The sequence below is a fragment of the Listeria weihenstephanensis genome (genome assembly GCF_003534205.1).
Taxonomy (GTDB): domain Bacteria; phylum Bacillota; class Bacilli; order Lactobacillales; family Listeriaceae; genus Listeria_A; species Listeria_A weihenstephanensis.
Genome location: NZ_CP011102.1, coordinates 1,845,518 through 1,858,200, shown reverse-complemented (window position 1 = coordinate 1,858,200; position 12,683 = coordinate 1,845,518). Strand labels below are relative to the sequence as shown.

Annotated in this window: 12 protein-coding genes; 6 read left to right on the top strand and 6 right to left on the bottom strand. The window is 40.5% G+C overall.

Features of this window, described 5'->3' with window-relative positions; all coding sequences use genetic code 11:
* The first annotated feature begins 66 nt into the window (after nt 1-66).
* Entirely contained in the window at nt 67-666 is a 600-nt protein-coding gene (locus UE46_RS09000; RefSeq protein ID WP_036061902.1) for a YdeI/OmpD-associated family protein, read from the top strand.
* A gap of 209 nt (nt 667-875) precedes the next feature.
* Here the strand turns inward: UE46_RS09000 and UE46_RS08995 are convergent, their stop codons facing one another.
* A complete protein-coding gene (locus tag UE46_RS08995; protein WP_036061905.1) occupies nt 876-1,475 on the bottom strand; it encodes a 3'-5' exonuclease in 600 nt (199 codons plus the stop codon).
* A 32-nt stretch (nt 1,476-1,507) separates the two neighbouring features.
* Nucleotides 1,508-3,049 carry a glycine betaine uptake BCCT transporter gene (locus UE46_RS08990; protein ID WP_036061907.1) on the bottom strand — a complete coding sequence of 514 codons (1,542 nt, stop codon included), beginning with the start codon at nt 3,047-3,049 and terminating at the stop codon, nt 1,508-1,510.
* Nucleotides 3,050-3,339: 290 nt separating this feature from the next.
* Here UE46_RS08990 and UE46_RS08985 point away from each other — a divergent pair, with 290 nt between their 5' ends.
* On the top strand, nt 3,340-5,379 hold the full coding sequence (locus UE46_RS08985; protein ID WP_036061910.1) for a heavy metal translocating P-type ATPase: 2,040 nt from the start codon (nt 3,340-3,342) through the stop codon (nt 5,377-5,379).
* A gap of 49 nt (nt 5,380-5,428) precedes the next feature.
* Here UE46_RS08985 and ispG read toward each other — a convergent pair whose 3' ends face one another.
* Both ispG and UE46_RS08975 read right to left on the bottom strand, forming a co-directional pair.
* Nucleotides 5,429-6,541: a flavodoxin-dependent (E)-4-hydroxy-3-methylbut-2-enyl-diphosphate synthase gene (gene ispG / locus UE46_RS08980; RefSeq protein WP_036061912.1), complete on the bottom strand. Its 1,113-nt coding sequence runs from the start codon at nt 6,539-6,541 to the stop codon at nt 5,429-5,431.
* Between the two features lie 245 nt (nt 6,542-6,786).
* On the bottom strand, nt 6,787-7,575 hold the full coding sequence (locus UE46_RS08975; RefSeq protein ID WP_036061914.1) for a DUF1189 domain-containing protein: 789 nt from the start codon (nt 7,573-7,575) through the stop codon (nt 6,787-6,789).
* Nucleotides 7,576-7,741: 166 nt separating this feature from the next.
* Between UE46_RS08975 and UE46_RS08970 the strand changes: the two genes are divergently transcribed.
* From UE46_RS08970 to UE46_RS08955, 4 genes are all read left to right on the top strand, one after another.
* Nucleotides 7,742-7,921 (top strand): hypothetical protein, encoded by a 180-nt coding sequence (locus UE46_RS08970; protein ID WP_143812878.1) that lies wholly within the window; start codon nt 7,742-7,744, stop codon nt 7,919-7,921.
* A 198-nt stretch (nt 7,922-8,119) separates the two neighbouring features.
* Complete coding sequence (locus UE46_RS08965) at nt 8,120-8,410, top strand: GNAT family N-acetyltransferase (RefSeq protein ID WP_118907560.1); 291 nt, start codon at nt 8,120-8,122, stop codon at nt 8,408-8,410.
* 180 nt (nt 8,411-8,590) lie between these two features.
* Entirely contained in the window at nt 8,591-9,199 is a 609-nt protein-coding gene (locus UE46_RS08960; protein ID WP_036061920.1) for a superoxide dismutase, read from the top strand.
* A gap of 186 nt (nt 9,200-9,385) precedes the next feature.
* Nucleotides 9,386-11,545, top strand: a complete 2,160-nt coding sequence (locus tag UE46_RS08955) for a peptidoglycan D,D-transpeptidase FtsI family protein (RefSeq protein ID WP_036061923.1) — start codon at nt 9,386-9,388, stop codon at nt 11,543-11,545.
* 88 nt (nt 11,546-11,633) lie between these two features.
* Here UE46_RS08955 and UE46_RS08950 read toward each other — a convergent pair whose 3' ends face one another.
* Both UE46_RS08950 and UE46_RS08945 read right to left on the bottom strand, forming a co-directional pair.
* Nucleotides 11,634-12,044, bottom strand: a complete 411-nt coding sequence (locus UE46_RS08950) for a hypothetical protein (RefSeq protein WP_143812877.1) — start codon at nt 12,042-12,044, stop codon at nt 11,634-11,636.
* 234 nt (nt 12,045-12,278) lie between these two features.
* On the bottom strand, nt 12,279-12,674 hold the full coding sequence (locus UE46_RS08945; RefSeq protein WP_051493002.1) for a hypothetical protein: 396 nt from the start codon (nt 12,672-12,674) through the stop codon (nt 12,279-12,281).
* Nucleotides 12,675-12,683 lie beyond the last annotated feature (9 nt).

The following is a 12,683-nucleotide window of genomic DNA, read 5'->3' as shown; positions in this document are numbered from 1 at the left end:
ATTGAGTTAAAATGATGTTATGCAAGACGTATTGTAATAGCGAAATTTGATGTGAGGTGTTCATGCATGACAGAGAGTAAAATTAATCCTAAGGTAGATGAATATTTAAGTAAGCCAAGAACATGGCAAGAAGAATTTATAGCATTAACCAAAATGGCACGGGCATCAGGCCTCACCGAAGAATTTAAATGGGGGAAACCTTGCTATGCCTTTGAGGGGAATAACGTATTTTTGATACATGGATTTAAGGAATATTGCGCGATTCTTTTCATGAAAGGTGCTTTATTGAAGGACCCGAAAGGTATTTTAGTGCAGCAAACGGAGAATGTGCAGTCCTCTCGTCAAATCAGATTTACTAATTTGGAAGAGATTGTGGGAATGGAGCCGTTTATTAAGGCTTATATCGACGAAGCAATCGAGGTTGAAAAATCTGGTGTGGAAGTGGAATTTAAGAAGCATGAAGAATTTGCTATTCCTGTGGAGCTTCAAAATAAATTTGAGGAGATTCCTAATTTGCAAGAGGCATTTGAGAAATTAACGCCTGGACGTCAACGTGGATATATTCTTTATTTTTCTGCGCCGAAGCAGTCTAAGACACGGGATTCGAGGATTGATAAGTATGTGGATCGGATTATTGACGGGATAGGCCTCAACGACCGCTACTGATCTCTCAGCGGGTCGACAAACGCTCATTTTCGTCGTTAAAAGCTGTGCTCCGATGCTCACGTATACATATACGCTCTGCTTCGGTGCTCGCTTTTGCCTAGAAACTGAGCATTTGTCGACCCGCTGAGGTTTGGTGGTTTCGTCGAGTTCAAAAAAACAAATAATAAAAGACGGTGAGGAATCCAAATTTAGATTTCTCACCGTCTTTTTTATGCGCGTTTTTTGTTTGTTTTTTTTGTTATGAAGTTGGTGCCGTTGATTTGGCCGAATTGGTAGCCTATAGAGTCAACTAGGTCGGAGATTGTGTCGGTTCTTTGGATGTTGGCTAGTTCGCGCACGATGTTGGCGGCAACGATGGAGTCTTCTAGGGCGTGATGGTGCTCGAATGTTAGGCCGAAGTAGTCTGCCACGATGTTGAGTTTATGTGATGGTAATGGTAATATTTTTTTTGATAGAATGCAGGAACAGAAGTAGAGGTTTGTGGGTAATGTGATGTCGTATTTTTCTGTTGTTGCTCGGAAAACGTTGATGTCAAAGGTTGCAAAATGGGCTGCGACGGGTAAGTCTCCGATAAATTGCATCACGCTTGGGTAAACTTGGCCCCATGTTGGCTGGTCCCAGACGTCTTCGGGATATATGCCATGAATGCGTATATTCGATTGGTAGAAGTCTTCCTCGGGATTAATTAGTTGGTAATACTCGGAATGCTTCTCGCCGTTGATGTATTTTACCATCCCGATGGAGCAGGGGCTTGTACGCGAGCCGTTTGCTGTTTCAAAATCAAGGACTACATAGTTTAAATTTTTCATCTAGTTTCAACTCCTTGTCTCTAATGATACCCCTAGGAATTCGTTTTGCGCAAGGATTTCGGTTTGATATAAAGGCCAAGGTCGCGACGCTCTTTGTGCAGTGCTTTGGAGAGCGAGAGCAACATCAGCAACATAATGAAGGAGAACGGCAAAGCAACGATGATAAGCATGTTTTGCAGTCCTTCTAAACCGCCACTGAAAAGGAGAATTCCTGCGATCAGTGATTGAATAATTCCCCAAATAAATTTCACGCGATTGGCAGGATTCATCACGCCGTTCATCGTTTGCATGCCAAGTACATAGGTCGCTGAATCGGCGGATGTGATAAAGAATACACCAACAAGGAAAATCGCGATAACGGAAAGTAGGGAGCCGAGCGGCATGTGATTAAACGTACCGAACAAAACTTCCTCCGTTTTCAGGTTGGTTAAGTCAAAACCAGCGCGTTGAACAGAAGTCGAAGCTGTTCCAAAAATGGCAAACCAAACCATACTAAGTAGCGTTGGAAGCAAGATGACACCAGCTAAAAATTCGCGAATACGGCGCCCTTTAGAGACACGTGCGATAAAAATACCGACAAATGGAGACCAAGAGATAAACCATGCCCAGTAGAAGATCGTCCAATTATTAATCCACTCACGGCCAGCCGCATTCACAGGATCGGTTCGGAAACTCATACTGATAAAGTTCTGCGCGTAAGTTCCGGTTGCGTCGGTCAACATGTTTAATGTAAGAAGCGTCGGACCAACAATAATAACGATAAGCATTAATAAAACGGCCAGCACCATGTTCGTATTACTAAGCCACTTCATTCCGCGACCCAGACCACTCATAGCGGAGGTCAAAAAGAGAACGGTAACGACAGCGATAATGATCAGTTGCACTTTAAAATCAACAGGAATATCGAATAAAAATGACAAACCACCATTGATTTGCGTCGCACCGAAACCGAGCGTTGTTGCCACACCTACAATTGTCGCGAAAACGGCGATAACGTCGATAGTGACACGTACAGAAGGGCGCATCCATTTTCCAAGAAGCGGATCAAGCGTCGCGCTAATTAGGCCAGGTTTATCATGTCTAAATTGGAAATAAGCAAGCGTTAAACCTACAAAGGCATAAATGGCCCAAGCATGAATTCCCCAATGGAAAAAGGAGAAACGAAAGGCATCCATTAAAGCTTGATTGGATCCAGGCGCGGCTTCAGGACTTGAAATTGCATAATGGGAAAGAGGTTCTGTTGCCCCCCAGAATACAAGTCCTACGCCCATTCCTGCGCTGAATAGCATTCCGAACCAAGAAATAGTTGAATATTTCGGCTTTTCTCCAGCTTTCCCTAACTTGATAGATCCGATTGGACTAAAAATAAGATAGAAGCAGAAAATAACGATGACAGATACAAAAATCAAGTAGTACCAACCAAATGTTGTTGTAATAAAATCCTTAATATTCGCCGTTACATCGGCTAACCCTTTTGGCGTTAGAATCCCTAGAGTCACAAATACAAGCGTAATCGCTAGCGTGATCCAAAAGACATTTGTAATTTTGTTTGAACTTTCCTTTTTTGTTTTCATAATTCCTCACTTTCGTTGTTAGGCAAGCTATCTATGTACCCCTAACAAATAAACAAGCGAAACAGCAAGTAGCTTTTCACAAGTTTGTATTATAGTTGACCCTAACTATGGTAACAAAGATTACGATTGAAAGCAAATGAGCTATTTATACGTAAATTATTCTATATGCCTAGTGGGGGTACCTAGATAAAATGGACCTCGGAATCACAATACTTGATATACCTATAGGGGGTATGATAATATAAAATAGAAGTAAGGCAGTGGAAGATAATTTAAAAGGAGTGATAGTAATGACTACACATACACATCACGCACACGGGGAAGATCATGAAAAAATGGATCATTCGGAGCATGAGGGGATGGACCACTCGATGCACATGGGTAATCTCAAACAAAAATTCTTTGTTTCGCTTATTTTAGCCATCCCAATTATTCTTTTATCACCAATGATGGGAATGAGCTTACCGTTTCAATTTACGTTCCCAGGATCAGATTGGCTCGTCCTTGTGCTAGCGACAATTCTATTTTTCTATGGGGGTATGCCGTTTTTAAAAGGCGCTAAGATGGAATTGCAAATGCGGAATCCAGCGATGATGACATTGATTTCGCTAGGGATTACGGTGGCTTACGTTTATAGTTTATACGCTTTTGTCGCCAATAACCTCTTGCACTCGAATACGCATGTCATGGATTTTTTCTGGGAGCTGGCCACTTTGATCATCATTATGCTGCTCGGTCACTGGGTGGAAATGAACGCCGTTAGCAATGCTGGAAACGCGCTACAAAAAATGGCCGAGCTACTACCTGGAACCGCGACAATCATGGATAAAGATGATGAAACGGGCGAAGTAAACTTGCAAGACGTTCATATTGGAGACCGTGTTTTAGTGACGGCTGGGGCCAAAATACCAACAGACGGGAAAATTCTAAGTGGAACAACAACTGTGAACGAATCGATGGTGACCGGAGAAGCAAAAGATGTCATCAAAGAAGTAAACGATACCGTCATCGGTGGGGCAGTAAATGGATCGGGGACAATCGTTGTTGAAGTAACGGGGACCGGCGAATCGGGCTATTTATCACAAGTTATGACGCTCGTTAAAAGCGCGCAACAAGAAAAATCGAGAGTAGAATCGCTATCAGATAAAGTAGCAAAAGCGCTGTTTTACGTCGCACTTATTGTCGGAATCATCGCGTTCATCGTGTGGGCGATCATTACGAAAGAACTAAATACACCACTTGAACGCATGGTAACCGTCCTAATCATCGCTTGTCCACACGCACTAGGACTCGCCATTCCACTTGTAACCGCAAGATCAACGTCACTTGGCGCCAAAAACGGTTTACTCATTAAAAATAGACAAGCACTCGAAATCGCGAAAAAAGTTACCGTCGTTATGATGGATAAAACAGGAACGCTAACAGAAGGTAATTTTGCAGTGAATAAAGTGGGGTCTTTTGTTACTGGATATTCTGAAGACCAAATTTTAGCATACATGGCAGCTCTTGAGAAAAATGCCAGCCATCCGTTAGCGCAGGGGATTATGAAGAAAGCGAAAGAGCTCGATGTGAGCATTCCAAGGGTGGAAAATACGCAAAATATACCCGGAGTCGGTATTGAAGGAGACGTAGAAGGGCTGAATATCAAGATCGTAAGTGCGAGCTACCTTGATAAACAGCAGATTTTCTACGATAAAGCGTTATTTCATGAATTATCGGCGAGAGGGAATTCGATTAGCTTCTTATTAATAGATAACGAAAATATTGGATTAGTGGCACAAGGAGATCAAATAAAAGCAGAATCCAAAACAATGATTGATCAGTTGAAGAAACATGGAATTACACCAGTCATGCTAACCGGAGATAACAAACAATCCGCTCAGGTTGTGGCAAAAGCGCTTGGTATTGATGAAGTACGCGCGGAATTATTGCCAGAAGACAAAGAACAAATTATTCGCGAGTACAAAGATCGTGGCGAGGTCGTGATGATGGTTGGAGACGGTATCAATGACGCGCCAAGCCTTGTTCGCGCAAACGTCGGAGTTGCAATTGGCGCAGGAACCGATGTGGCCGTGGATTCCGCGGACGTTATTCTTGTTAAAAGTAACCCTTCGGACATTCTCCATTTCCTATCGCTCGCTAAAAATACATCTAGAAAAATGGTAGAGAATTTATGGTGGGGAGCTGGTTATAATATCATTGCAATTCCACTTGCAGCAGGGGTTCTGGCGTTTGCAGGCATTATATTGACACCAGCAGTCGGGGCCGTGTTGATGTCATTAAGTACGATTATCGTTGCGATTAATGCGATGATGTTGAAGATAAAATAAGTATTAAAAAAACGTCGATGCCCAAATTTCAGCATCGACGTTTTCCTATTTATTTTGCAGCTTCTGCTTCTTCCGCGGCTTTCTTTGCGAAATATTCTTCTGCTAAAATATCAATTTCTTTCTTCAATTCCTCAACCATTGTTTCTTCGGGAACTTTACGAACAATTTTACCATGACGGAAGAGAAGGCCTTCTCCGCGAGCGCCAGCAATTCCGATATCGGCTTCACGCGCTTCACCTGGACCATTTACGGCACAGCCAAGCACAGCGACTTTTATCGGTGCTTTGATGGTAGAAATATATTCTTCTACTTCATTCGCGATACTAATTAGATCAATTTCGATACGGCCACATGTTGGACACGAGATAAGCGTCGCAGCATTGGACGAAAGACCGAATGATTTCAACACTTCACGCGCCACTTTAATTTCCTCTACAGGATCGGCGGAAAGGGAGACACGTAGCGTATTTCCAATGCCTTTGCTAAGAATCGCACCAAGACCGACCGCACTTTTAATACCACCGGCGAATTGCGTACCAGATTCTGTTATTCCTAAATGTAGCGGGTAATCAAATGCTTTGGATGCTAAATCATACGCTTCGATAGCCAAGTTTACATCGGATGCCTTTAGGGACACAATGATATCATGGAAATCAAGATCTTCTAAAATTTTGATATGATCGAGCGCACTTTCTACCATACCTTCTGCGGTTGGATAGCCATATTTCTCGATAAATTTCTTCTCAAGACTACCAGCGTTAACCCCGATACGAATCGGAATTCCTTTTGCTTTCGCTGCGTTAACCACTTTAACAACACGATCGCGACGACCGATATTACCTGGGTTAATCCGAATTTTGTCGACACCAGCTTCAATCGCTTTTAACGCCAAACGATAATCGAAATGGATATCAGCTACGAGTGGAATCGAAATTCTGCTTTTAATTTCAGCAAGGGCATCTGCTGCGCGCTCATCAGGGACGGCGACACGAACAATTTGGCACCCAGCTTCCTCAAGGCGATGAATTTCAGCAACCGTGGCTTCTACATCATGCGTTTTCGTCGTTGCCATACTTTGGATAAATAGTTCATTACTACCGCCAATGGTCAGATTTCCAACCTTCACGGGACGGGTATTGGATCTATGTGTTCTTTCTGTCAAAGCGATTCGCTCCTTATAAATCCTAACTTGCGGGATTTGTTATTATTAATGCATTACCAATCATACCACTATTCATGTAAAAAATCACCCATATTGATTATTAAAAATTGGTGAGAAATCGGCTTTGTGTGGCTGTTAGCAGAAATTGAATAGGCTAAAAAAGGCTTGAAAACTACCAAGAAGTGTAAAGAAAGACCATATCAAGTCGCAAAATAATGCGCAAGATATAGTCTCTAATTTTTAAATTATTTTGTAGGTTGCTTCAAATCCGTTGGTGGAATTGTTCGAATCACGAGATAAATGATGATAAAGCTGACGGCCATGTTGATTGATGAGAGATATGGAACCGTGATTTGGAACCAATACATAATAATCGTAAACACAGCGGCAAGCGTCATACTATACGCCGCGATATTCCAGTTGTTGAAATAACTGATACCCATACGGCCAAATCCGCTCATAATGAAACCAAATAGGGCGTATAAGGCAACTTTGAAGAAAGTCACGAACATCATTGCGAGTAAAATGATACCAAGTAAAATCGGGATAAAGTATTTCGACATGTCTTCCATGGATTGATAGAAGTTCACGAGATCCTCTTTGGATTTAATCCCCGCCGTCGCATAACTAACCGATTGGTCTACGCCAGGCGCTTTAATATAAATTTTATCAGATAAAAAAGCAATCGCGCTATCGGCCGAACCGAGCTGGTTATCGATTTGATCTGTCGTCAAGCTATCGGTCGAGTCAAAGTAGAAATAAACGCTACCTTGATCAATCGTGATTGGCTTTTTCGCATCCGAAACTAATTTGCCATCCTCCACAGTAAAGTCTGGGATGTCATTTTTAATCGTATCCGCGCCAACTTTCATCGCGTCATTTGCGGCTGTTGCGGTATGATAACCGATCGGTAAAAAGATAAGAATCGAAATTAGAATTATGTAAATGATCGATTTCCATATTTTATCCGCGCGGTACGTGGCGATATCTTCCGGAGAGTAGATACTTTTTGCAAAACGTTTGAAAATATTCATTTGGTTGTGATGCACCTCATTTTTCGTTTTATTATATAGTAGGAAACGTAAATCTAAGTTGGGCTTTACTTTCTTTATAATAGCTTGAAATTAGATAGATTGCAATGGTTGAGGATGTTAAATGTATAGAAATTATGCTATAATAGTCGAGAAGGAAGGTGATTATATGGCAATATACACGCAAGAAATTCCAAAAGTGACTGGTAAAGACGCAGAAATGTTTTTAGCTAAGATGGCACACTCGGAGAAAAGGAAACAACGTGCTTTGGAACGTAAATATCTTCAAGACGTTGCCGTATGTGGCGTTCATGTGGCAAGAGAGCTTAACAACAAAGCTGATAACTGATTTTAACGCTAAAGATATAAGAGAGAACTTCTGTAGTTTTAATTGTGATAATTCTTCGTTATCCAGTTATCTATATAGAAGTTCTTATTTCGATTCTTTAGACTTTGTTAATTCTACTTCAGTGCTTGTTAATGGGACAGGGACTATCAGGGGTTACTTCACTCTCAGGCAGGATAAACTTAAAGTGAATGATTTAGAATATGGGCACTCCGAATTGAAAGATTTGCTGTCTGTAAAACAATTCAACTTAAAGGTACAGGTACAAGAATGATGAAAGAAGTTGAAACTTATGCAAGAGCAACGGGTTTGCGATTCTTAATATTAGAAACTCTATTTGAAAGTAGGGATTTTTACTTTAAGACAGGTTTTTCAAAACTTTTTGATGAGCCGTTAAGTGCAGATGTTGAACATAGGGAAGCAATACTCATTTTGTACAAAGACCTCGAGTATTCGGGGAAAATAGAAGAAGCTTATCCTGATGATGATTGAAATTAGACACCCCTACCCTCTCAAGTAGGCATTTAAATTGCATCCCCTCCGCTCTAATGATAGTCTTATAAGTGTAGGAAGAAGTTATACTTTCTAAATAATTCCCTCGCATGGATCGGGGTTATTGTTTGAAAGTGCTGGCTTTTTCAAATAAAGATATATCAAGGAGGAGTTTTTATTATGACATATGAATTACCTAAATTAGCTTACACATACGATGCTTTGGAGCCGAATTTCGATAAAGAAACAATGGAGATTCATTACTCGAAACATCATCAAACTTACGTAACGAAATTAAATGATGCATTGAAAGGACATGACGATTTAGCTGCTAAATCTATCGAGGACTTAGTTGCTGATTTAAATAGTGTTCCTGAAGATATTCGTACTGCTGTTCGTAACAACGGTGGCGGACATGCGAACCACACATTCTTCTGGGAAATTCTTAGCCCTCAAGGTGGCGGCGAACCATCTGGAGCTTTGGCTGATGCGATTAACTCGACATTCGGTAGCTTCGATGAATTCAAAACAGCTTTTGCTAATGCGGGCGTGGCTCGTTTCGGTTCAGGTTGGGCGTGGCTAGTAGTGAAAGATGGCAAATTGTCTATCATTTCTACAGCAAACCAAGATTCACCTTTAACAGAAGGTTACACTCCAGTTATCGGTCTTGACGTTTGGGAACATGCTTACTACTTGAAATTCCAAAACGTTCGTCCAGATTATATCAAAACTTTCTGGAACGTAGTAGATTGGAATAAAGCTGGCGAAAACTACAACGCAGCAAAATAATTTAAAATTCGAGCCGTGTGCATAATCTGCATGCGGCTTTATTTTGCTTAAAAAGAGAATTCGGCAATTCTAAAGACGTCTTTAACTTTTCTTAATGATTTTCTCATCAAACTATAGTGGTAATCTCGCCAAAATTCGGATACAATAGAGTATAGATGAGTGCTGAAAAAGGAAGGATTGTGACGAGTGAAAAATAGATTTATTAAAAAGACAGACAAACCGAAGAAGAAAAGGCAAGTCATTCCGTTGCGCTTGAACATCTTATTTTTCGTGATATTTATACTATTCTCCGCCTTGATTTTGCGCCTAGGTGTCGTTCAGATCGTTCAAGGGGAAACTTATAAACGCCAATTAGAGGAAACAGATGATGTCAGTGTAACTAAGAATGTACCACGTGGCGTTATTTATGACCGAAATTATAACCTGTTAGTAGGGAATTCTGCGATTAAATCGATCACGTATACACGCAGCCAAAAAACACAAGCAACCGAGATGATTTCCGTCGCGAAGAAATTGGATAAATTGGTCGCGATCACGCCGGAGAAATTGACGGAACGCGATTTACAGGATTATTGGATTTTGACGCATGAGAAAGAATCATTAGCACGTTTAAGCAAAGCCGACCAAGCTTTGGACGGTGCAAAAGTGTACAAGAAACAAATTGCAGGCGTGACAAAAGATGATTTGGCGGGTCTGACTGACGATGACAAACGTATCGCGACGATTTATAAGAAAATGACGGCTGGTTATGCGTTATCTCAAGTTGCGCTGAAAAGTAAAGGCGTGACGGATGAGGAAATCGCGAAGGTAAGCGAGAATTTGGAAAGTTTGCCAGGCGTTGATACGACGACGGACTGGAATCGTTTTTATACGTATGACGAAACATTGCGTTCGATTTTAGGAAGTGTGTCGACGGAGAAACAAGGTATTCCGAGTGATAAAGTGGATTATTACTTAGCACAAGGTTACAGCCGGAATGACCGCGTTGGCCGGAGTTATTTAGAAGCACAGTATGAATCTGTGTTAGCTGGTCAGAAATCGAAGTCGAATAGTGTTCTGGATAGTAGCGGAAATATTATTGAGACTGTTGAGAAATATGAAGGATCTAAAGGTAAGGATTTAGTCTTGTCTGTGGATGTTGAATTTCAGAAGAAGATTGAGGAGATACTGAAGAAGAATATGCAGATTGGTAAAGCTTCAGGTGGATCTGATTTGTTTGACCGTGCATTTGCGGTTGCGATGGATCCATATACTGGGCAAGTCTTGGCGTTAGCTGGGCAAAAGATAGATGATAAGGGCGAGTATGAAGATTATTCGTTGGGTAACTTTACGACTGCTTACAACATGGGCTCGACCGTAAAGGGTGCTACAGTTCTTGCAGGGATAATGGATGGTGCAATTTCAGAAAATCAAACTTTCTTTGATCAACCCATTAAATTTAAAGGAACAAAAGCAAAAAGTTCATGGTTTAATAGAAATGGTGAAGGCGGGCGTACTCTAGATCCAGTTGGCGCTCTTGAAATTTCATCTAACTCTTATATGTACCAAGTTTCAATGAAGATGGCTGGTGCAAAATATGTTTATGACGGACCATTCCGTGCTTCGGCAGAAACTTTCGATAAAATGAGATATTATTATAATCAGTTTGGCTTAGGAGTTAAGACGGGTATCGATCTCCCAGGAGAACAAATTGGGTTTAAAGGTGATGATAAGACAATGGGTAAAATTCTCGATTTTTCCATTGGCCAGTACGATTCGTATACGCCTTTACAATTAGCACAGTATGGAGCGACCATTGCAAATGGTGGTTCTCGAGTTGAGCCAACAATGCTAAAAGAAATTCGTGATCCAAGTACAAACGGAGATACGGTTGGGAAAGTAGCAACAGAAATTGAACCGAAGATCTTAAATCAGGTGGGTGCACCAAGTTCAGCGATTAAAGAGGTTCAAAAAGGTTTCTATGAGGTGACTCATGGTGGAAGTGGGACAGGTGCAAGGTATTTTAATGACGTCCCAGTACCTGTCGCTGGAAAAACTGGTACTGCTCAGGCATATTATGATGGGCCAAATAAAGATGCTGCGATGACAGTAGTTTGGAACACAACTTTCGTGGGCTATGCACCTGCTGAAAAACCAGAAATATCCATCGCGGTTGTAGTTCCATGGGGATATAGAGAAACAAGTACAGATCCTAAAGTTAACATGAAGATATCTGAGGAGATATTTGAAGCTTATTATGATTTAAAAGAAGAGAGAGCAAAAGCTGGTAAGGATACATCGAAAGTGGATCAGCCAATTAATAATAAAGCAGCAGCTGCAGCTGCGCAAAGTAAATTAAATGATTAGTAATTTATAAAAAAGTAGGAATTTAGCTTGCTGAATTATATCGTAAAAAAACCGCAAACCCATTTATGGATTTGCGGTCTTTTTGGTGTTAACGTTGAACAGTTAGATAATGTTGCAAGACAGCCCTGTAAGAACGATCAGCCCAACCGCCATTTACCCAGACATCATATTGGCCAGCTTTCAAGCCTTTTAAAGAAAAGGATACTTTATAAGCTCCTGATTTATAAAGATCAATTCTTTTATAAAACTTAGAATCCCCTTTTTTATATAATTCGATAGATATTGCCTCTGAATGGTCATTTCTTCCGATCACGTCAATTGTAGTTGCATTTTTTGAGTACGTGTTAGCATCTGTGTGAAAAGCTACTTGAGATGATCCTTTCGAATTCATTGCAAATGCTTTCGTCGATGAAACCCCCAATACCCCTGCAAATACAAACCCTATAATCAATAAAAATGGTAAAACTCTCTTTCTAAAACTCATTTCATTCTCTCCCATCAATAATTTTTTGAACTACTCCCTTTTAACAGTATTAATATGTATCTAGAAAATAGAACTATACATATCATACTTTTAAATGGTGATAATTACAACTTTAATCTATATAAGACCTATATTATTTCCAGAGATAATATGGGTGGATTTGTTAATATTATATACATGCGCTATTTTTATTCATCAATTTAGTAAATTGTTACTGTGTTCTACAAATTATTTTTATTTTGAATTTGCTTAATTCCACTCGCCCAATTCGCTCGCGATCATATGAACAATACGGTTTTGCATATTATATGCGGTACGCCTGCTCACGTGTATCGTTTGCGCAATTCCTTCCATCGTTGAATTACTGTTTGTATACCAATAACGAAGCTTAATAAATTCTTGATAGGGGTCACCGAGCGAATTCAGAGTTTGAATAACACTTTCAATACATTTTACTACTGTTGTGAGGCGTTCAATTCTAATGTCCAGATGTAGCGTGTCGTAGGGAGCGGTTTGCGGATTCTTTTCACGTGTCAGGTGTTGATTTAGTTCGTTAATTCGCTCTAACATGCGTGGGTAATTCATAATTTCATGCTCAATATAACGATAAATTTCTTTGGGCATATTTTTAGTTGCTATTGCCATAATAATGAC